This window comes from Dyadobacter sp. BE31 (assembly GCF_031457695.1).
Classification (GTDB): domain Bacteria; phylum Bacteroidota; class Bacteroidia; order Cytophagales; family Spirosomataceae; genus Dyadobacter.
The window spans coordinates 404,528-424,835 of record NZ_JAVDXA010000004.1 but is presented as its reverse complement, the minus strand read 5'-3'; the positions used below and the strand labels follow the sequence as shown (position 1 = coordinate 424,835).

18 protein-coding genes are annotated in these 20,308 nt (G+C 48.7%); 10 read left to right on the top strand and 8 right to left on the bottom strand.

Going from position 1 to position 20,308, the window contains the following annotated elements; translation table 11 throughout:
* Window positions 1–135: 135 nt before the first annotated feature.
* Window positions 136–771, bottom strand: a complete 636-nt coding sequence (locus J2Y43_RS22435) for an NAD(P)H-dependent oxidoreductase (RefSeq protein ID WP_309987113.1) — start codon at window positions 769–771, stop codon at window positions 136–138.
* 104 nt (window positions 772–875) lie between these two features.
* Between J2Y43_RS22435 and J2Y43_RS22430 the strand changes: the two genes are divergently transcribed.
* The gene (locus tag J2Y43_RS22430) at window positions 876–1,241 is read left to right on the top strand and encodes a helix-turn-helix domain-containing protein (RefSeq protein WP_223403666.1); all 366 of its coding nucleotides are present in this window, start codon (window positions 876–878) and stop codon (window positions 1,239–1,241) included.
* Between the two features lie 71 nt (window positions 1,242–1,312).
* Here J2Y43_RS22430 and fbaA read toward each other — a convergent pair whose 3' ends face one another.
* Complete coding sequence (gene fbaA / locus J2Y43_RS22425; RefSeq protein ID WP_309987118.1) at window positions 1,313–2,392, bottom strand: class II fructose-bisphosphate aldolase; 1,080 nt, start codon at window positions 2,390–2,392, stop codon at window positions 1,313–1,315.
* Between the two features lie 239 nt (window positions 2,393–2,631).
* On the opposite strand from fbaA, the gene J2Y43_RS22420 reads away from it, so the two are divergent.
* From J2Y43_RS22420 to J2Y43_RS22390, 7 genes are all read left to right on the top strand, one after another.
* Window positions 2,632–2,895: a hypothetical protein gene (locus J2Y43_RS22420; protein WP_309987122.1), complete on the top strand. Its 264-nt coding sequence runs from the start codon at window positions 2,632–2,634 to the stop codon at window positions 2,893–2,895.
* Window positions 2,892–4,091 carry a hemolysin family protein gene (locus J2Y43_RS22415; protein ID WP_309987125.1) on the top strand — a complete coding sequence of 400 codons (1,200 nt, stop codon included), beginning with the start codon at window positions 2,892–2,894 and terminating at the stop codon, window positions 4,089–4,091. Before J2Y43_RS22420 ends, J2Y43_RS22415 begins: the two co-directional genes overlap by 4 nt.
* 29 nt (window positions 4,092–4,120) lie before the next feature.
* Window positions 4,121–5,011 carry a class A beta-lactamase, subclass A2 gene (gene bla, locus J2Y43_RS22410; RefSeq protein ID WP_309987127.1) on the top strand — a complete coding sequence of 297 codons (891 nt, stop codon included), beginning with the start codon at window positions 4,121–4,123 and terminating at the stop codon, window positions 5,009–5,011.
* Between the two features lie 24 nt (window positions 5,012–5,035).
* Entirely contained in the window at window positions 5,036–5,656 is a 621-nt protein-coding gene (locus J2Y43_RS22405; RefSeq protein ID WP_309987130.1) for an ABC transporter ATP-binding protein, read from the top strand.
* 21 nt (window positions 5,657–5,677) lie between these two features.
* Window positions 5,678–9,139 (top strand): gliding motility-associated C-terminal domain-containing protein, encoded by a 3,462-nt coding sequence (locus J2Y43_RS22400; RefSeq protein ID WP_309987134.1) that lies wholly within the window; start codon window positions 5,678–5,680, stop codon window positions 9,137–9,139.
* Between the two features lie 75 nt (window positions 9,140–9,214).
* Window positions 9,215–9,658 (top strand): DUF4920 domain-containing protein, encoded by a 444-nt coding sequence (locus tag J2Y43_RS22395; protein WP_309987138.1) that lies wholly within the window; start codon window positions 9,215–9,217, stop codon window positions 9,656–9,658.
* Between the two features lie 72 nt (window positions 9,659–9,730).
* On the top strand, window positions 9,731–11,515 hold the full coding sequence (locus J2Y43_RS22390; protein WP_309987143.1) for an SGNH/GDSL hydrolase family protein: 1,785 nt from the start codon (window positions 9,731–9,733) through the stop codon (window positions 11,513–11,515).
* Between the two features lie 3 nt (window positions 11,516–11,518).
* Here the strand turns inward: J2Y43_RS22390 and J2Y43_RS22385 are convergent, their stop codons facing one another.
* The 4 genes from J2Y43_RS22385 to argS all read right to left on the bottom strand — a co-directional run bounded on the left by J2Y43_RS22385 (window position 11,519) and on the right by argS (window position 15,375).
* Window positions 11,519–12,412: a 1,4-dihydroxy-2-naphthoate polyprenyltransferase gene (locus J2Y43_RS22385; RefSeq protein WP_309987145.1), complete on the bottom strand. Its 894-nt coding sequence runs from the start codon at window positions 12,410–12,412 to the stop codon at window positions 11,519–11,521.
* A gap of 26 nt (window positions 12,413–12,438) precedes the next feature.
* Window positions 12,439–12,822: a DUF5618 family protein gene (locus J2Y43_RS22380; RefSeq protein ID WP_309987149.1), complete on the bottom strand. Its 384-nt coding sequence runs from the start codon at window positions 12,820–12,822 to the stop codon at window positions 12,439–12,441.
* An 80-nt stretch (window positions 12,823–12,902) separates the two neighbouring features.
* Window positions 12,903–13,487 (bottom strand): glutathione peroxidase, encoded by a 585-nt coding sequence (locus J2Y43_RS22375; protein ID WP_309987152.1) that lies wholly within the window; start codon window positions 13,485–13,487, stop codon window positions 12,903–12,905.
* A gap of 109 nt (window positions 13,488–13,596) precedes the next feature.
* The gene (gene argS / locus J2Y43_RS22370; protein ID WP_309987155.1) at window positions 13,597–15,375 is read right to left on the bottom strand and encodes an arginine--tRNA ligase; all 1,779 of its coding nucleotides are present in this window, start codon (window positions 15,373–15,375) and stop codon (window positions 13,597–13,599) included.
* A 174-nt stretch (window positions 15,376–15,549) separates the two neighbouring features.
* Here argS and J2Y43_RS22365 point away from each other — a divergent pair, with 174 nt between their 5' ends.
* The gene (locus J2Y43_RS22365) at window positions 15,550–17,070 is read left to right on the top strand and encodes a hypothetical protein (protein ID WP_309987157.1); all 1,521 of its coding nucleotides are present in this window, start codon (window positions 15,550–15,552) and stop codon (window positions 17,068–17,070) included.
* A gap of 19 nt (window positions 17,071–17,089) precedes the next feature.
* On the opposite strand, the gene pyrR is transcribed toward J2Y43_RS22365, so the two are convergent.
* Window positions 17,090–17,632: a bifunctional pyr operon transcriptional regulator/uracil phosphoribosyltransferase PyrR gene (pyrR, locus tag J2Y43_RS22360; RefSeq protein WP_309987160.1), complete on the bottom strand. Its 543-nt coding sequence runs from the start codon at window positions 17,630–17,632 to the stop codon at window positions 17,090–17,092.
* A 63-nt stretch (window positions 17,633–17,695) separates the two neighbouring features.
* Here pyrR and pth point away from each other — a divergent pair, with 63 nt between their 5' ends.
* Window positions 17,696–18,256 carry an aminoacyl-tRNA hydrolase gene (pth, locus tag J2Y43_RS22355; RefSeq protein ID WP_309987163.1) on the top strand — a complete coding sequence of 187 codons (561 nt, stop codon included), beginning with the start codon at window positions 17,696–17,698 and terminating at the stop codon, window positions 18,254–18,256.
* Between the two features lie 592 nt (window positions 18,257–18,848).
* Here pth and J2Y43_RS22350 read toward each other — a convergent pair.
* Window positions 18,849–20,246 (bottom strand): OmpA family protein, encoded by a 1,398-nt coding sequence (locus J2Y43_RS22350; RefSeq protein WP_309987167.1) that lies wholly within the window; start codon window positions 20,244–20,246, stop codon window positions 18,849–18,851.
* Window positions 20,247–20,308: the final 62 nt, after the last annotated feature.

Sequence of the window (20,308 nt, the reverse complement as noted above, 5' to 3'; positions counted from 1 at the left end):
TACACTTGACCATACTTGACCATTCCTGACCACCCCTGACTATACATGACCATTCCTGACCACTTCCTGACTACACTTGACTGCCTCCTGACCATACTTGACTTTCAACCTCTCGCCAACTCTACTTAGAGAATGTTAGATAGATATAAAAAGTTCTTCATGCGCCCGGCGTACCTTCTTCGCATTCGCCAGAGGATCTTTTTCATGATCACGATAGCCCAATGTCAAAATCACTACACTACGCAATCCTTTTTCACGAAGTCCAAGAATCTCATCCAACTTGGCCGCATCGAAACCCTCCATCGGTGTCGCATCCACTTCTTCAGTAGCCGCCGCGACTAATCCGTGGCCCAAAGCAATGTATGCCTGGCGTGCTGCCCAGTCGAAATTCACTTCTTCGCTACGGCTGAGGATACCGCCATTAATGCTGTTTTGGTAAGCCGCGAGTGATTCGAGGCTCACGTTCCGCGTGGAAGCAACCAGGTTGATAAAGTCATCCACGTGCTGTGAAGTAAGTTTTTCCCAAGCCGCGAAGATCAGCAAATGCGAGGCGTCAGGGATTTGTAGCTGACGAGGGGCAGCTTCGCTGAAAATTTTGTCTCTCAGTTCCTTATTCTCCACTACAATCACATTATAGGGTTGCAGCCCCACTGAGGATGGCGCCAGTTTGATCGCTTCAAGGATATTGTCCAGTTTCTCCTGGGGAACGGTTTGGCCGTTCATACGTTTGGCGGCGTAGCGCCAGTTCAATTTTTTTATTAACTCGCTCATTTTTATCTAAGTTTGGTGTGCCGTTAACGAATCAGCATGCAAACTTAATTAAATTTACTATACATTTGTAAGTAGTATACAAAAGGATAGTGAAAATTTCAGCTATGGAAAAAACGAAGGAAACAAACCCGCACACCTGGGGCGAATGCACCAAAAGCATCCTGCCTGTGCGCGACGCATTGGAAGTACTCAGCGGCAAATGGAAGCTGCCCATCATCATATCCCTCATGTTCGGCAACAAACGCTTTTCGCAAATCGCGAAAGAAGTGCCGGGCATTACCGACAAAATGCTTTCCAAAGAACTACGCGAACTGGAAAGTAACGACCTCGTGAAACGGACGGTTTATGATTCTATCCCCGTGGTGGTGGAGTACTCGCTCACGGAATATGGGCATTCATTGGAAATTGTGATCAAGACGCTCCGCGATTGGGGCGTAGCGCACCGGAAGCGGATGATGGTGGAGGGATAGGCTGCCTCAGCCCAAACAAAAAAAGCAACCCTCACAGGTTGCTTTTTTCTTAACATTTCAATCGGAGCAAATTATCCCAGTTGATTAATGCAGTTCAAATCCTCGAACGCCACTTTCAGACGAGCGATCATGCTCTCTTCGCCTTTGCGTAGCCATACGCGCGGGTCGTAGTATTTTTTGTTTGGCGAATCTGCGCCTTCGGGGTTGCCGAGTTGTGATTGCAGGTAGCCTTCTTTTGATTTGTAATAGTTGAGAACACCTTCCCAGGTCGACCATTGCATGTCGGTGTCGATGTTCATTTTGATCGCGCCATACTCGATCGCTTCGCGGATTTCTTCGCGGGATGAGCCTGATCCTCCGTGGAATACGAAGTTAACGGGCAGGTCGCCGGTTCCGAATTTCTGCTTGATGTACTCTTGTGAGTTACGGAGGATTTTCGGCTCCAACTTCACATTACCTGGCTTATATACCCCGTGAACATTACCGAATGCAGCTGCAATGGTGAAGTTAGGGGAGATTTTTGAAAGTTCTTCGTAAGCGAATGCCACTTCCTCAGGCTGGGTGTACAGTTTCGAGCTATCCACGTCCGAGTTGTCAACGCCGTCTTCTTCGCCGCCGGTTACACCCAATTCGATTTCGAGGGTCATACCGAGTTTCGCCATACGCTCGAAGTATTTAGCACAGATCTCGATGTTTTCGTGCAGAGGCTCTTCCGAAAGGTCGAGCATGTGCGAACTGTACAAAGGCTTACCGTATTGATCGAAATAACGCTCGCCGGCATCCAGCAAACCGTCGATCCAGGGAAGGAGTTTCTTCGCGCAGTGGTCGGTGTGGAGGATTACAGGTACTTCGTACAATGCCGCCATCTGGTGTACATGCATCGCACCCGAGATACCGCCTGCGATAGCTGCCTGCTGGTTGGCGTTGGAAAGGCTCTTACCTGCGTAAAATATAGCGCCGCCGTTCGAAAACTGAATAATAACAGGGCTGTTAACCGCTTTGGCTGTTTCCAGGACCGCATTCACCGAATTGGTTCCTACCACGTTCACGGCCGGAAGGGCGTAGTTGTTTTCGTTGGCGTGGCGGAAAATTTCACTAACTCCATCGCCGGTTACAACACCGGGTGCAAAGCGTTTTGTCGTTTCGCTCATAGTAATAAAGGATATTTTTTCAAGAATTAATTTTACAATTCAAGTGTCGGCCCTGAATTGTACGGCAATCCCTGCAAGTTAGCTATTTTAGGGGGAAATGACCGAGTTATGTATGGTTTATTATGCATTGAAACGAAGATTAATGCATCGATAACCGTTTTGGCGCAATCTGTGGTATCTTTGAAAATCATTGAAAAAACAGGGCGCTGGCCCTATATGTTTAAGCAGATCCTTCATTAATGAATTCCAAACTGATCCGGACGATTTTCCTGGCCCTCGCATTCGGTTTTCTGGTGCTTTGGGTGCTCGAATTCCGGCGCGCCGGGCTTTTAGAAAGCTACTGGCTTTTACTACTATGCATTGTTTGTTTTTTGCTATTCCAATTCAGCCGTTTGAAAGCCGCAACGCTCGCGAAGCAGGCAGGAGAATCAAAGGCTAAAACATCGGCTGTCGGCTGTCGGCCGTCGGCGGTCAGCAGCCCCGCTAAAAAACCAAAGAAATGAACCTGCTATTCCTGTTCACGACGATCGTATTCTTCATGCTGGCGGGCTATTTCGGCGCGGTAAGGTCGGTGTTGCTGGATGTGTGGATCGACCGGTATTCGTTCCGTCACGAGAAGAGTGAGCAGGTGGAGCAGACGCTCTATTGGCGCCGCATTCTCCGGATGATACGCCTGCTGTCCGTGGCACTGGGCTGTTTTATGGGCGTGGTCACGGTATTCCCTTTATTTGAGCTGAATACGGGCACGCAAAACTGGCTGCTGATCGTCGCATTATTCGCAGCGCTCGCGGTTTTGTGGATGGGCAGCTATTCGAGCTGGGTTAAAATCGGTCGGAGTTTTCCGAAAGTACTGGATCTGAAAGCATTCCCGGTCCGCTTCGGAGAGTGGTTGATGACGCCGCTTTACTGGGTGATCGAACCATTTGTAAAGGAAAATATCCTCTCGCCTTCGCTCCGCGACGACATTATCTCCGCCGACGACCCTGATTTCGACGACCACAGCATCGAGGAAAAGATGTTTATCAATGCATTGGATTTCAAGGACCTGCGCATTCGGGATTGCATGATCCCGCGGACGGAGATATCGGCGGTGAATGTGAATGCGAGCATCGAGGACCTGCGTACGGCGTTTCTTACCAGCGGGCATTCGAAAATCATTGTACATAAGGAATCGGTAGACGAAGTGTTGGGCTATTGCCATGCATTGTCGCTATTTAAAAAACCGAAGGAGATCAGCAGCATTATCACGCCGATCCTGATTGTGCCGGAGGCCATGCCCGCGCGGGACCTGATGCTGAGGTTCCTGGAAGAACGGCGAAGCATCGCATTGGTGGTGGATGAATTCGGTGGAACGTCGGGCTTGGTGAGCGTCGAGGACGTGGTGGAGCAGATTTTCGGGGAAATTCAGGATGAATACGACACTACTGAAGACTGGACCGAACGCCAGCTCGACGACCATACCTACATGCTCAGCGCACGTCACGAACTCGATTACCTGAACGAAAAGTATGGCTGGGAGCTTCCGGAAGGTGACTATGACACGATAGCCGGTATGCTGATCCATTTTTACGGCGACTTGCCCGATGAAAACGAGGTCGTTGAAATGCCGCCTTATTCGTTCGAAATCGTTTCGGTGCAGGACACGCGCATTGAACTGGTGAAACTGACCATAGAAGATCGCAAAGCCGAACGTCCTTAACCGCAGCAATCCAGCTAAAACTCACGCCAATGACCAGACTTGCCCGGATTTTAGTTCTCCTGTTACTTTTTCCAACCCTCACATTTGCCCAGCAGGCAAAACTCAGAGGCGAAATCGAAGCGATCAGCAAGCAAGCCAATGGCATTGTGGGTGTAGGAATTATGGATTTGAAAACGCGGGAAACATTGCTGATCAACCAGGATCACAAGTTTCCAATGCAAAGCACATTCAAATTTCCGCTGGCAATGGCTGTCCTGGATCTGGTGGATAAAGGCAAATACAAGCTGGATCAAAAGATACACGTCACGAAAGCGCAGCTCGACCCGGATACACACAGCCCGATGCGCGACAAGCGCTTGGATCAGGATTTTGATATTACCATCGGCGAACTGCTCAGTTACTCGGTTTCGGAAAGCGACAACAATGCCTGCGATATCCTCTTTGAACTGGCAGGCGGGACCAAAAAGGTGAATGACTATATCCATTCACTGGGCGTGAAAGACATTGCGATCGTGGCTACGGAAAAGGAAATGAAGGCTGGCTGGAATGTGCAGTATACCAATTTTGCGCGTCCCTCGGCTTATCTTCAATTGCTGGAAATTGTTTATAAAGGCAAGGCGCTCTCTAAACCCAGCCATGATTTCCTGTGGAAAATACTCGTCGCAGGCCCTACCGGCTTGAAAAGGATCAAAGGTTTGCTGCCCGAAGGCACGGTGGTTGCACATAAGACGGGCACTTCCGGTACCAACGATAAGGGAGTGGCTGCTGCGACGAACGATTTGGGAATCATTAAGTTAAATAATCAAAAGGATATTGCCGTGGTAGTGTTCGTCTCGGACGCTACTGCGAAAATAGATACGCGAGAACTGGTCATCGCTCAGATCGCGAAGGCAGCCGCGGACTATTATGGTGGCAAATAATCAGGAATACATTAACAGAAAGCAGTGCGGATTACAGTCGATAAAATAGGAAAGAAGTTCATCAAAGAGTGGATTGTCAGAAATGCCAGCTTCGAGCTCGCAGCGGGTGAAAAGTATGTTTTTGTAGGTCCAAACGGAAGTGGTAAATCGACCTTGCTGCAACTGCTTACCGGCATGATCCCGGTTTCGGAAGGCAACATCACGTATACCAACGGAAGTGGCAAGGAAATCGAGACCGATCATTGGTATAAGCACATTGTAATAGCTGCTCCCTACCTCGAATTGATCGAGGAGTTTACATTACGCGAGCAGATCGAGTTTCACGGCAAGTTCAAGCCATTCAAGAATGGTATTTCGGCGAAGGATTTTGAAGATTTTATACAACTGCCGCACGCCAGCGGGAAGATTATCCGGCACTTTTCGTCGGGTATGAAGCAGCGGGTGAAACTGGGGCTGGCGTTTCTTTCGGATGTGCCAGTGGTTTTTCTCGATGAACCAACAACAAATCTGGATGTGCAAGGCATCAATTGGTACCTCGATCGCGTAATGGATAATACACAGAATCAGTTGGTTTTACTAGGTTCAAATGTGCAGCAGGAATACGAATTTTGTAAAAATATCATCTCGGTTTCTGCGTTCAAATAGAAAAACTTTGCCGCGCGGACTATGCAGAAAACTTTACGGCTACTCTTCATATCGTTTCTGATTATTGTCCGCACAGCCGACCATTCCCGGGCTGCTTCGGCCTATTTTATCGAAAACAAGGGGCAATGGGACAGCGATGTCCGTTTCCGTGCCGCTATCCCCGGCGGATTCCTGTTTTTGAAGTCGCATTCCCTGCTTTACGTACTTTATGACGGTGCGAAAGTCTCCTCGATGCATGCGAATGGGCATACTCAGGCGCCTGGCGCACGCGATGATATGAGCGCGCCCGGCATTCGCGCACACGGCGTGGAAGTAACGTTTCTCAATGCGTCTCCGACGCTCCGGTACCAGCCATTAAAAGTTAGTAAAGGGCGTTTCAACTACTTTCTGGGGAGTGATGCTGGCACCTGGGCGAGCGATGTGAATGGTTTTGAAGAGGTGATTTACGAGAATATTTACCCCAATATCGACCTCCGTATTTACCTCAACCAGGCAAAACTCAAATATGAATTCATGGTCAAGCCCGGTGCGGACCCTTCCCGGATCAGCTTCCAATACAAAGGCGCGGAAAAGGTTTCGTTGAATGAATCGGGGCAGATGGTGATCAAAACTTCGGTGGGGGATATCCGGGAAGCGCAGCCGTATTCGTTTCAACCGGGCAGTAATGCACGTGCGATGGAGGTTCCTTCGGCATTCCGTATTTCCGGCGACAATATTGCACATTTTGAGTTGCCTGCCGGTTACGACAAATCACTGCCGCTCACTATCGACCCCGAACTGATTTTTTCAACTTATTCCGGCTCTGTGGCCGACAATTGGGGCCACACCGCGACGTATGACGATGAGGGTAACCTGTATTCCGGTGGTACGGTGTTCGGAACTAATTTTCCGGCGACAACCGGGGCATTTCAGGTCAAATTTGGCGGCTTGGTCGATGTTTCGATCATGAAATTCAATCCCGATGGTTCTGACCTGCTGTATGCGACTTTTCTGGGAGGCAATGACGGAGACGTTCCGACGAGCCTGATCGTGAACAGCCGGAAAGAGCTGCTGATTCTCGGGACGACGTCTTCGAAAAATTTCCCAACCAAAGACAATGCATTTCAGCGTGTTTTCGGCGGGGGAACCGGCGTGGAGCCGATTTCGGGGATTGGAATGACAAACGGCAGTGACCTGTTTGTTTCCAAACTGAATGCTGCCGGTAATCAGCTTACGGGCTCTACATTTGCGGGCGGCAGCGGCAACGACGGAGTGAGTGTGACGAATAATGTGACGATCCGGAACTATGGAGACAGCTTTCGGGGTGAAATAGGATTGGATAAAAATGACCAGGTGTATGTGGTTTCATCCACCAATTCGGCGAATTTCCCCATAAAAAATCCTGCGCAAAACAAGTTGGCAGGCGGTCAGGACGGCGTGGTTTTGAAATTCTCCGCCGGGCTGGATCAGTTGCTGTGGTCGACCTACCTGGGCGGCGACAAATGGGACGCGGCCTATTCATTGAAAGTCGCTGCCAATGGCGAAGTATACGTTACTGGCATATCTCAAAGCGGCAATTTGCAGACTAAGGCCGGAGTTTATCAATCGGCATTGAAGGGGACGGAGGACGGCTTCGTAGCGCGTTTTGTGAACGATCAGCTGTCGGCATTGACTTACCTCGGCACCGACAAGGAGGATGGCGCTTATTTGCTCGATATAGACCAAAGCAACCAGGTGTACGTGTACGGGCTCACGACAGGCAATTATCCGGTAAGTCAGGGTGTGTACCAAAATGCGAAAAGCGGCCAGTTTGTGCACGCATTGAATGCCTCCTTGACTCAGACCTTGTTTTCGACCATTATTGGTTCCGGCCGCGGCACGCCGGATATTTCGCCAACGGCCTTTCTGGTGAGCGAATGCGGGAATATTTACCTCGCAGGCTGGGGAGGGAATGTGAATAGTGGTACCAATAACAATGCGGCCAGTAGTACCATCGGCTTGCATGTTACCGAAGATGCCATTCAGCCCACTACCAATGGAAACAACTTTTACATCGCCATTCTGGAACAGGGAGCTAAATCCCTGCTTTACGCGACGTTTTTCGGGAGCCTCGCGCGTGACACCCGCCTGCAAGGCGACCACGTGGACGGCGGAACAAGCCGGTTTGATAAAAACGGGATGATTTACCACGCTACCTGTGCCTGTGGAGGTAGCCATTTTCCGACAACACCACAGGCCTGGTCGGAAACCAATAACAGCGATAACTGCAATAATGCGGCTTTTAAGATCGATATCGACCGGTTGAAAGCGGATTTCGATGTTTACAATGGTCAAACTAAGGACGTACTCCGCGGCTGTGCGCCCCTGGAACTGACATTCGTGAACACTAGCGAAGGCGGGGTTGACTACATCTGGGAGGTCAACGGAAATACGATTTCGAGGGATGAAGGGCAATCGGAATATGCATTTACCAAACCGGGCGAATACACGGTCACGCTTACGGCATACAACCGGTTGAGCTGCAAGCGCATGGATGTGGCTCAAAAGAAGGTTATCGTAGAAACATTAGCGACAAAAGTAACAGGCGATACAATGGTGTGCGAAAACAGCATCGTGAAGCTGAGCGCTAGCGGCGGCACGCAATATAAATGGTCGCCGGCAACGGGGCTGGATAATGCGAATAGCGCGACGCCTGTCGCTACCATAAAGGAAACAGTGGAATACACGGTTGAAATCAGCAACAATGCTGGCTGCAAAGTGACGGAAAAAGTAAAACTGGATGTCGAGAAAAAGACCGACTTCGTCGATATGCCTGATACCGAGGTATGCCAGGGCGCCACCGTGACGCTGACAGTTTCGGGTAACGCCCCGCAATACAAATGGCATGCGACCACGGGTCTGGAAGAAACAATTGGGAAGTCGGTAACCGTAAAGCCGACGCAAACCACGACCTACGTGATCGAAGGGCTGTATGAAGACGGCTGCCGCCCGCTTCGTGAAATTACGGTGAAAGTCGACCAATCCTACGCGCCGGACTTTGAGGTAATGCAATCGGGTGGGGCCTGTAATGAACCGTTTTCCTACTCATTAACCAACAAAACCGGCAAAGCGCAGCGCTATGAATGGAATATGGGTACGGGCAACCCGGTGACCGATCCGGAAGTGAAAAACTACATTTACGAGGTTCCGGGGGAATATACCATTACCCTGACAGCCTACAATGCGGCCGGTTGCTCGCTTACAGCTTCCAAAAAGATCAGTGCGGAACCCGCATTTACATTAAGCAACGTCATCACCCCGAACGGCGACGGGAAGAACGATCTTTTCATCGTCCCCGTCGCCTCATCCTCGCTGGAAATTTTTAACCGCTGGGGCAAATCCATTTTTAAATCCGCGGATTACAAGAACGACTGGGGTAAGGGCATTGCCAACGGTACGTACCTATACGTGGTAGATACGCCGCAGGGGAATCATTGCAAAGGTTGGGTCGAGGTGCTGGAATAGGGTGGTTTTGATTGTATTGCGGGAGGTGTTAACTTTAAACCAACCTATTGAAACACACTTTTAAACATTTACATCATGAAAAAACTCCTTTCAATATTCCTGGTAATTGTAGGTGTCTCTTTCGCCAGAGCCCAGGGAAATTTTGGCAAGCAGATCGATGATAAAAAGGCGATTGCAGCCACGGAACTTCCAGCCAAGATGGGCGATAAGGCTGAAATACAGGCGAAAGTGACGGGTACAGTGGAATCGGTTTGCCAGGTGAAGGGATGCTGGATGAAGGTTAACCTGGATAATGGCGAAACAATGCGGGTGGTTTTCAAAGACTATGCATTTTTTGTTCCCAAAGATATTACCGGTAAAACCGTCGTTTTTGAAGGAGAAGCGAAGAAAACGACAGTGCCCGTCGAGCATTTGAAGCATTATGCGCAGGACGCGGGCAAGAGCAAGGAAGAAATAGCCAAAATTACCGAGCCGAAGGATGAACTGACGTTTATTGCTGACGGGGTAATTGTGAAATAATCTCCTTCCCAACGGGAGAAATAGCCTTGCGGGCACTTTTGTAGCGATACATCGGTGTCCGTTTTCAATTTTATGCTTTTCAGATCAATTTCAAATGTGTGCCTGGGCCTGTTGCTGAGCATTCAGATTTTAGCGCAGAGTAACCAGTATGTCTGGTGGAATCCTCAAACTTCTACTTTTCCCGTCGTAGAGGGGCAGGCCTGGCCTGCTAAGGAGTTGAAAAGTCCATATGACCGCTTGCCGGCGCGGGCCGAAAAGCAGGTACGTGATGTGGTTTGGAACTTGTCCAACCAATCGGCTGGGCTGATGATCCGTTTCCGTGCCAATTCTTCCGATATCAAGATTCGCTACACGGTGGGGGGCAAGCACGCGCTCCCGCACATGCCTGCAACGGGTGTGAGCGGCGTGGACCTGTATGCTGTGAGCAGCGATGGCGAATGGCGTTGGGGTGCAGGTAAATATGCATTTGGAGATACTATTACCTACGATTTCAAAAACCTGGCTCCGAACGATAATTACCACAAACACGGAAGGGAGTACCGGCTGTTTCTGCCGCTTTATAATAGCGTGAAATGGCTGGAAATCGGAACGCCGCAGGGGACGGAATTTACACCATTGGCCGTGCGGCCCGATAAGCCGATCGTAATTTACGGGACCTCAATAGCCCAGGGTGCGTGTGCATCTCGGCCGGGAATGGCGTGGACCTCGATATTGGGCCGAAAAATGGACCGCCCGTTGATCAACCTTGGTTTTTCCGGAAATGGCCGGCTGGAAAACGAGGTGGTGGAACTGATCGCGGAGATCGATGCGAAAGTTTATGTCCTCGATTGTCTGCCAAACCTCACCATCCGCCCCGATTCCAAGCTCGGGTTGACGGCCGAAGAAGTGAAGAAACGGGTTATCAACACCGTGACGGCTTTGCGCCAGAAGCGCCCCGAAGTGCCGATTGCACTTGCGGAACACGCAGGGTACGCCGAAGAGGATATCAATCCGCAAAGCAAGCATTATTACGAAGAAATAAATGGGGTGTTGAAAGACGCATTCGCCACCTTAAAATCGGAGGGTTTTCAAAATCTATATCTGATCCCAAAAGCGGATTTCGGCCAAACTTTTGAATCGACGGTGGATGGAACGCACCAGACCGACCTTGGGATGCTGCAATATGCTGATGGTTACGAAAAGCATTTGAGAAAGATTCTCCATGAGCCATCAGGCGAATTCTCCACCACTCGCCCGGTAACGCAAATGCGCGAGTTGCACAATTATGATTGGGAAAAAAGGCATTCGGAAATCCTCGAACTAAACCGTAAAGCCTCGCCGACAACGGTGGTGATCGGCAACTCGATCACTCATTTCTGGGGTGGTTTGCCCAAAGGACCGAGAGCGGCGGGTGAATCTTCATGGGGTAACACTTTCGGGAAAAACTCCGTGAATATGGGCTACGGCTGGGACCGCATTGAAAATGTGCTGTGGCGCATTTATCACGGAGAATTGGATGGTTTTAAGCCGAAACAGATTTTCATCAATATCGGTACGAATAACCTTGGCTTGAACAGCGACGAGGAGATTGTCGCAGGTTGGAAGCAGCTTATTGAAACGATCAAATCCCGCCAGCCGCAGGCGCAGATCGTGATGATGGGTATTTACCCGCGCCGCCAGCACGAGCAGCGTGTAGCTGTACTAAATGATAAATTGTTGCAAATCACAGGCGAAGCCGATGTGCTGTTTGCGAACCCGGGCAAAGTATTTCTAAAAGAAGATGGCAAGATCGATGAATCGCTGTTTTCCGACGGTCTGCACCCTAATGAAAAGGGTTACAGCCTGCTGGGAAATGCGATCAAACCTTTCGTGAAGTAGCCATTAAAGCACAATACCAATCCCGAAAAGGATCACGAAAAGCAATGTCGAAAGCGCCATTTGTTTCAGGTATGGGTCGAGTTCGCTGGCTTTGGTGAGCCGGGAAATAGCCAGTCCGTTTTTGACAAATAGCGGAAAGCTGAGGAAAAAGATGAGGCTGGTGTAGCTGGAAAAATGCTGTGCCGTGTAAATGGTGACACACAGCATACCGATCAGCAGAATGCACCAGTGATAAATTATGGCTTTCTCGCGGCCGATACGGACTGGGATCGAGTTTTTACCCGTTGCACGGTCAGAATCGATATCTCTTATGTTGTTGATATTCAATACTCCAACTGCGAATAGGCCGCAGCTGGTTGCCGGCAGGAGCAAGCCCCAGTTCCATATATGCGTGTGCAAAAAGTTACTGCCGATAACGCCCACCCATCCAAAAAAGATTAATACGGAGAGGTCACCCAGGCCAACGTAGCCATAAGGGCGTTTGCCCGCCGTGTAGGTGATTGCGGCTATAATGCAGGCAATGCCGATTCCCAGAAACACCCAGAATGTGTTTGCGGGCGCCCCTTTCAAAGCGATTGTCAGCAAGGTGATGCCCGAAATCAGTGCCAGTACCGAGAAAAGAATGATTGCACGCAGCATTTTCGCAGCGGTAATATGTCCCGAATGCACAGCCCGGCGCGGGCCTTCGCGGAGTTCGGTATCCTTGCCATTCACGGCATCGCCGTAATCATTGGCAAAGTTGGAAAGTACTTGCAGGAGAATGGTCGTCAGTACACTCAAACCAGCCACAGGCCAGCTGAATTGCCCCGAGGCCGCAGCCAGAAAGCAGCCCATTAAAATACAAGACAATGCGAGAGGTAATGTGCGGGGACGTGCGGCTTCAATCCAGGGATTCATTGTTGGGTATTGTTAATTCGGGTATTTCAGGCTGCTGTTTTTTGCTCAGCCCAGTTTATGATTTTTTCAGCAACATCGAGGCCTCCGTTTGAAACCGACACAATACGATTTCCATCGTAGCTCATTGCAAGATGAAGCGTATTGTAGGCTTCTATGAATAGTGCGAGCATCTTTTTGTCTACCGCCGATAATTCTTCCCTATACCAGTCGACACTCTTCCTACCTTTTTTCTTATCTCCAAAAACAGCATCCAATGCTTCCAGAACACCTATGTAAGCAGTATGTCCGGCCATTTTTACATACTTTTTGTCTTTGTACAACTCATCTTCTTTGATTGCCTTTTCGCGAAGAATTTGTTTGGCATTCGAGAGGTAACGACGTGCTTCTTCAATGGTACTAATGTTTTTCATAGTTGCGTATAGTTGATGTATCAAAAAACTGTCGGAAGCGCCTTCGGAATACCAAAGGCCGCCTCCGACAGTGAATATACTTAAATTCCTACCGCCTTCGTAAACTCTTCGTCGGTAGGCAATACTTTCGACGCGAAGAAGTGCGTCAGTTCGCCTTTCTCATTGATCACGTATTTGCAGAAGTTCCAGGTAGGGACTTTGTCGTTCCAGCCGTTCAGGTCTTTGTTGCTCAGCCATTTGTAAATGGGCGCCTGGTCATCGCCCAGTACGGATACCTTCTCGAACATCGGGAATGTCACGCCATAAGTTGCAGAGCAGAACGTAGCGATTTCTTCGCTGGAACCTGGCTCCTGGCCGCCGAAGTTGTTGGCAGGAAAGCCGAGTACTACCACTTTGTCGCCATGATCTTTGTAGAATTTCTCCCAGTCGGCATACTGCTTGGTGTAACCGCATTTGGAAGCCACATTCAGGATCACTACTTTTTTGCCTTTGTATTTGCTCAAATCAACGGTTTTACCGCCTACCAGCGATTTTACCTTAAAATCATAAAGCGTTTGTTTTGCAACAGGAGCATTTTCCGGACGGCTCGCTATTTCGGACTTGTCAACGAAAATTCCGGTAATCAGTGAAGTAATCATAATGAAAAGTGTCTTTATTAAGCTCATAATAGGTTTTGGTTATGGTTATTACATATAGTTAGAAAGTGATTTGCATGCAGGGATCATCGGGTTAACTCTCCAAAACACTATACGGCCCGATTTTCAAAAAAGTTGCTTACATCCGTTCGGGGACATCTATGCCCAATAACCCCAAAGCTTTGCGAATCGTTTCCGCAACCGCACCGGATAATGCTACGCGCAATTTCACCGCCTCGGGATCCGGATCGGAGAAGATCGACACTTCCGCATAAAACTGGTTGTAAACCTTCGCCAGGTCGAATGCATATTGCGAAATAAGCGACGGAGCGAACTCATTGGCGGCTGCCAGGACTTTCACAGGATACTGTGACAATGCGAATACCAGCTCGCGTTCGGCCTGGTGCATCGCATAGCTGTCGCCCGGGACCTCTGCCGGTATGCCGGCCTGCTCGGCTTTACGCATGATCGAACGGATACGTGCGTAGGTGTATTGAATGAACGGCCCGGTATGCCCTTGAAAATCAATCGATTCTTCCGGGTTGAAGAGCATCCGTTTTTTCGGGTCTACTTTCAGTAGGAAGTACTTCAATGCACCCAATGCCAGTTGGTTGTAGAGTTGCTTGGCTTCGTCGCTGTTAAAGTCGTCGATTTTACCCAGCTCCTGCGTGCGGTCGGATGCCGTCTGCACCATTTGGCCAACAAGATCGTCGGCATCGACAACGGTACCTTCGCGTGACTTCATTTTACCCGAAGGCAAATCCACCATACCATAGCTGATGTGGTAACAACCGTCGGCATACGTGCGGCCCAGGCGTTTCAGAATCGCGAACAGCACTTTGAAATGGTAATCCTGCTCATTTCCAACCACCCACAAATAGCGGTCGTTGCCGAAATCGCTGTTTTTCAGTTCGGTAGTGCCCAGATCCTGGGTAATGTAAACGGACGTTCCGTCACCGCGGAGCACCAGCTTTTCGTCAAGGCCTTCTTCGGTCAGGTCGATCCAGACGGAGTTATCCGCCTTTTTGAAAAATACTCCTTTTTGAAGACCTTCTTCGATAATATCCTTTCCTAGTAAGTAAGTATTTGATTCATAGTAAGTTTTGTCGAAGCCTACACCGATTTTCTTGTAGGTTTCCGCAAATCCTTCATAAACCCAATTGTTCATTTTTTGCCAGAGTGCAACCGTTTCGGGATCGTTATTTTCCCAAAGCAGGAGCAATTGCTGCGCTTCCAGAATCCACGGTGCTTTTTTAGCCGCTTCTTCCTCGCTCAAACCTTCCTCGACCAGTACCTTGATCTGCTTTTTGTACTCAATATCAAACAGTACATAATATTTGCCTGCCAGGTGGTCGCCTTTAATACCGCTCGATTCGGGTGTTTCGCCATTGCCTAGCTCGCGATAGGCCAGCATGGATTTGCAAATATGGATACCACGGTCGTTGACCAGACACGTTTTGACCACGTCGTAGCCGCTCGCTTTCAGGATTTTAGAAAGGGAATCGCCCAGAAAGTTGTTGCGTAAATGACCCAGGTGAAGTGGTTTGTTGGTATTAGGGGAAGAAAATTCCACCATCACCGATTTCCCGTTCGAAGGCAGTGTACCGAATGTTTCATCCGAAGATATCTTGCCGAACAAATCCAGCCAGGTGCTGTCTTTCAGGCTGATGTTCAGAAAGCCTTGCACGACATTAAAGCCAGCAACCAGCGACGACGACGCAATGAGCTCATCGCCAATGATCTGCCCGATCTCAGCCGGCGCCTTTCGGGCCGCTTTGGTCAAAGGAAAAGTGACAAATGTGTAAAATCCCTCAAATTCTTTCTTGGTAGGTTGCAGGATGATCTCCTGATTGTCCAGCTGAAAATGTTTTTGGACGGCTTTTTGAATATCCTCCTTAAGTATTGCTTCAATTGTCATGAAAAATCGGGGATTACATTCCCGCAAGTTTTTATTTAAGTGAAATTATTTCTAATATTAATAGCAATGTGAGCCTTGCAGAATGCAAAATTAGGCTAATTATTGATCTGTGTCACACCCCTGAAGGAAGAAGTTATGCATAACCGTTCTATAAACTATTTCGGGTTGAAATTAATGCTGCTATTGATCTTCGCGCCGCTCTGGGGTGTGTTGGCACAGTTGCAGCAATCCGACCGCCTGGAAATCCCGACCAGCTCGTCTTCTTCCGAGCAATTCGAGGTTTTTAGTCTGGGCGAGCGGGGGATTTTGTCGGTAATACGGGGGAACGAATTTTCAAACCGCAACGAGCAATGGGAGTTTGTAAAATATGACACAACCCTGAAAGCACTCTGGCGGACTTCCTATAAACTCGATTTCCGGTATATTCCGGTTATGGCTTATAAGGCGGAGGAAAGTGGTTACTGGCTGTTTGCGGAGCCTGACACCGACAAATTCCTGTTCCTGCAACTGAATTTCCAGGACGGTTCCATTGATACTTATAAAGGTAACCTGCTCTCGGGTGTCGATGTGCAGCATTTCAAGGTGATCGGGAGCAAGGCATTGGTATCGGGCTACTACCGGTCGCGGCCGATCGTGATCGTGCATTCGTTTTTCGATCACACGACCCGCGTGCTGCCCGGCCTTTTTGAAAAGAATACCGAGCTGAATAATGTCGATATCAACGAGATCGACGGATACATTAACGTGATCACTTATGCTTACCGGAAGAAAAACTGTGTTTTTGAAATAAAAACTTACAATTACGATGGTAAACTGCTAAAAAGGACCAGTTTGAGCGATCCGCGTTACAGCTTCATTTCAGGGCAGATTGTGCCGCTCAATCCGGACGATTCCTATTTGATCGGCAATTATTCGGTAGGATGTACCCAGTATTCCCAGGGACTTTTTGTGACGCACATTTCCGACGATACACCCGAGGAACCGCAGTTTATCGAATTCTCGGAATTACAGAACTTCTTCAATTATATGAAGCCCAAACGGCGGGCCCGGGTGCTCGAAAAGATCGGCAAGCGGAAGAGCCTGGGCAAAGAAAACCGGTTTCGCTACCGGCTGCTGGTACATCAGCTGATCCAGACGGAGAAGGAGATTGTGCTGGTGGCCGAAGTGTATTATCCCAACCAGCGTTCTACAAGCCCGATCATTTCCGGCGGAATGTCGCGCCCTTACGTTGCGCGCGCGCTCGAAGGGTACCGGTACACGCACGCGATCGTGTGCGGTTTCGACCGCAGCGGTAAGCTCATGTGGGACAATACCATTACGATTAAAGATCTGACAAGCTTCGATTTGCAGGAAATGGTGCAGGTAACACCAGTCGATGACTATTTCGTGCTGGCCTATCCGCAGGAAGGGGAGATCCACACGGAGGTGATCAGCCGCAACAAAGTGGTGGTGGAAACAGAGAAATTTAAAATCAACCCGAAATCGGAGAAAGAAAAAGTGCTGAACAATGAAGACGGCTACCTTTCACCATGGTACGGCCAATATTTCCTCGCTTATGGCATGCAGAGGATCGGTACCTCGTCCGTTGTGCAGGGGCGCGAGGTGTTTTACGTCAATAAGCTTACTTATAAAACCGACGATATAGGTAAAATGGAGGCCAAAGAAGAAGCTTCCCGGCCCGGTCACCAGCCATAATGCAATATTGAGCGAGCGCCTAGTCGACAAGCCATATATGGTCGGCATCGAAGCCTTGCTCGGTCCATTCTACCTGTACGCGTTGTGTTTCCACTGTACTTACCTGCATTCCCACGTAATTGGGATCGATAGGCAGTTCGCGGTTATAGCGGCGGTCGATCAGTACGAGCAATTCCACTACCTTTGGACGGCCGAATGCGGTCATGGCGTCGAGGGCGGCGCGTACCATACGCCCGCTGGCGAGGACGTCGTCGATCAGTATTACTTTTTTACCTTCGATCAGGAAGGGCACGTTGGTTTTGTTCGGGACGAGCGGAGACTCGCGGCGGCGGAAGTCGTCACGATAGAACGTAGCATCCAGATGTCCCAGGAGGATGTCTTGTCCGGTGATTTCGCGAAGCTCTTTCACGATGCGTTCGGCAAAGTGGATTCCCCTGGGCTGCAAACCCATGACAACCGTGTTCGAAAAATCCTGGTGATTTTCAATCAGTTGCTGGCAAAGCCGGCTGATCATTATTTCCAGAAGGGGGCTGCTAAGTACTAATCGTTTTTGGGGTATCATGAAATTTCCCTGAATTTTAGCCTAAATTAAAGTGCTCTTAGACGAAATTAAAACTTTTATTCAATGAAATATCTGATTGCCGGGCTGGGGAATATTGGTCCGGAGTATGCTTTTACCCGGCATAATGCCGGCTTCATGGTGCTCGACCGCCTCGCGGCGCAGCACGATTTTAAGTTTTCTTTTGAAAAACTGGCTTTCGTCGCTGAATGGAAGTACAAAGGCAGGCATATTTATTTTATAAAGCCTACTACTTACATGAATCTGAGCGGAAAGGCGATCCGGTATTATATGGACCAGTACAAGGTGGCTACGGAAAATACGTTAACCATTGTGGATGAGCTGCAATTGCCTTTCGGTACGTTGCGGATCAAGCCCAAAGGTAGTCACGGCGGACACAACGGTTTGAAGAATATTGAGGAATTATTGGGCACCACAGAATACCCCAAACTGCGTTTCGGGATCGGAAATAATTTTCCACGTGGCAGGCAAGTAGATTATGTGTTAAAACCTTTTTCCAATGAGGAAATGGCGGAGCTACCCATCATTTTGGACAAAGCTGGCGATATGGTTACATCGTTTTGTACTTTGGGGATACAATCGACAATGAATAATTATAACCAATGATTGTACTTTTTAAAGAAAATATAAATATTTCAAGAATTGTATTTATTTGGTTTTTGGTTTATTTTTCAAAATTTAATAAAAGTTAATTGCTGATTGTTAGTATAAAATAAGTTTTGAAGTGTCGGAGTTGCGATAAAATTCCAAAGAATATTTTGATTATCAATTTTTGTGCAATTTGTAATTTCAAAATTAATTCCGACATTTGTAATGCAATAAGGCGGAAGCGAAATAGAATAAATCGAGGAAGCCAAATTGAAATGCTGTTATCTTTGCTTTATAATGGAATTTCAGGGTTGCAATGCGGCAAACGAAGTGCGCCGGAAATGAATAAAAAGGACGAAGCAGCAAGATTTCGTCAGATCTGGAGAATAATTAACACCGTATATTGGTTAAGTTCTCTGAATTTTGTAAAGAAGAAAAATTGGAGTATTATTGGTAGTATTCTTACTTTACAAAGACAATGAAACGATCGGGCAGCCCGATACGTTAACGAGAAAAGGAAAAACAGCTGAAAAGCTAAAAAGATATAAAAGATAAGAAAAGGTTAAGGGTTTAGGAATAGTCAGTATAAAGCCATCTCCATGAGATGGCTTTATCTTTTTACCGGCTCCGCCCAAACTTCCACTCTTCTGTTCGACTTTTTCGTCGCCTCTGTCCGGTTGACCTGGTTGGGTTGCGCCGAGCCGTAGCCCGATCCCTCGATCCTGTTGGCGATAATGCCTTTACCGATGAGGTAGGTCTTCACAGTCTCCACGCGCTTGTTGGAGAGTTCTAGATTTTTTTCAAAACTCCCCGTGTTGTCGGTATGGCCTTTCAGGACCAGCCGCAAATCCTGCCGCTTTTGGAAATAGTTTACGATCGAGTCCAGATCGGCGAGGGCGCTATCCTCCAATACTTCGGTTCCCTGACTGAAATAGAGTGTCGAAAGCGGTGTGGAATGTGTTTCGGGTGCCATATTCATGAGCGCCTTCACTTCTTCAAAGCGGTTGTTGGTGCGAACGGTCACGCTTTTGGATTGAAAACCATCGGCCTGTGCGGTAATGCGGTAAGTTTCGTGCGGGGGCAGTTCCACATTATATACTCCGTCGACGGTCTTGGTATGTGCCACCAGCGAGTCGTTGGCCGATTTGCGCACATGCACCTCCGCGTCGTTGACGGGTTTCAGGTTGCGCCCGTCGTAAACGCGGCCCGTTACCACCGCCAGGTTCTTGTTCCGGGGGGGCTCGGGCTTTTCTTCTACCGGTTTCGGTTCTTCTTTCGGTTCTTCTTTTTGAGCGACGGGTTCTTTGAAAGTCTTCGAGATCGACTGATAGCTACGGCGCACAAATACGGGCGTCATTACCCGGTCGTAAATGCGGACGAGCGCCACGGTTCCCGAGCTGGATTCGTTGCCGGCAATGAGGTCGTCCTGGAAGATATTCAGCACCTGGTCGGCGTCGAGTACACCTTCGGTGCCCGGGTCCTTGAAATCCAGTTTCAGGACTCCATTGATGTACATTCGAATAACTTTTGTCTCGTAGTCGCGCGAGTACACGTAATGCACCCACTGCTTCGCGCGCACCGCGACCTTTTCACTCATGGCAAAATTGAAAAAATTGAGTTTGCCATGATAAATATAGGTCCCGTAATCGCTCTTGCGATTCTTGAAATCGAGCACACGTTTCCAGATATCGAGCGAATCGAGCTTGAAATAGACCTCGACCGTGAATGATTTGTTCAGAAATCCCTTTGCTTCCCCACTGTTGAATTGCAGCCCGCTATTTTTCTCAAAAACATAAATTGATCGGGAAAGGTAATCGGAGCCGGGAATTTGTTCTTTGACAATTTGCCCGGGGCGTCCGAGCGGTTTTAGCGCCGGGCCGCCACTTTCAATAGGCAGGAAGCCGTTGTTGAAGTCGTAAGTCCACTGGTTCTGGGCATGCACATGCAGCGCCGGGACGCAAAGCAGGGCCATCAGCACCGCCCGCAGCGCATTTTTTTTGTTAATCATACCCAAAAATATAAAAAGTGGGGGCGGAAGCCGAAGTACAACTTGTAATTTTGGATCGTTAT

Coding starts and splice junctions, on each gene's coding strand:
- J2Y43_RS22420 (WP_309987122.1), top strand. CDS start 2,632: ATGAATTCCAAACTGATCCGGACGATTTTCCTGGCCCTCGCATTCGGT.
- J2Y43_RS22415 (WP_309987125.1), top strand. CDS start 2,892: ATGAACCTGCTATTCCTGTTCACGACGATCGTATTCTTCATGCTGGCG.
- J2Y43_RS22375 (WP_309987152.1), bottom strand. CDS start 13,487: ATGAGCTTAATAAAGACACTTTTCATTATGATTACTTCACTGATTACC.
- pyrR (WP_309987160.1), bottom strand. CDS start 17,632: ATGATACCCCAAAAACGATTAGTACTTAGCAGCCCCCTTCTGGAAATA.
- argS (WP_309987155.1), bottom strand. CDS start 15,375: ATGACAATTGAAGCAATACTTAAGGAGGATATTCAAAAAGCCGTCCAA.
- J2Y43_RS22350 (WP_309987167.1), bottom strand. CDS start 20,246: ATGATTAACAAAAAAAATGCGCTGCGGGCGGTGCTGATGGCCCTGCTT.
- J2Y43_RS22395 (WP_309987138.1), top strand. CDS start 9,215: ATGAAAAAACTCCTTTCAATATTCCTGGTAATTGTAGGTGTCTCTTTC.
- J2Y43_RS22435 (WP_309987113.1), bottom strand. CDS start 771: ATGAGCGAGTTAATAAAAAAATTGAACTGGCGCTACGCCGCCAAACGT.
- pth (WP_309987163.1), top strand. CDS start 17,696: ATGAAATATCTGATTGCCGGGCTGGGGAATATTGGTCCGGAGTATGCT.
- J2Y43_RS22385 (WP_309987145.1), bottom strand. CDS start 12,412: ATGAATCCCTGGATTGAAGCCGCACGTCCCCGCACATTACCTCTCGCA.
- J2Y43_RS22390 (WP_309987143.1), top strand. CDS start 9,731: ATGCTTTTCAGATCAATTTCAAATGTGTGCCTGGGCCTGTTGCTGAGC.
- J2Y43_RS22400 (WP_309987134.1), top strand. CDS start 5,678: ATGCAGAAAACTTTACGGCTACTCTTCATATCGTTTCTGATTATTGTC.
- J2Y43_RS22430 (WP_223403666.1), top strand. CDS start 876: ATGGAAAAAACGAAGGAAACAAACCCGCACACCTGGGGCGAATGCACC.
- fbaA (WP_309987118.1), bottom strand. CDS start 2,392: ATGAGCGAAACGACAAAACGCTTTGCACCCGGTGTTGTAACCGGCGAT.
- J2Y43_RS22365 (WP_309987157.1), top strand. CDS start 15,550: ATGCTGCTATTGATCTTCGCGCCGCTCTGGGGTGTGTTGGCACAGTTG.
- J2Y43_RS22380 (WP_309987149.1), bottom strand. CDS start 12,822: ATGAAAAACATTAGTACCATTGAAGAAGCACGTCGTTACCTCTCGAAT.
- bla (WP_309987127.1), top strand. CDS start 4,121: ATGACCAGACTTGCCCGGATTTTAGTTCTCCTGTTACTTTTTCCAACC.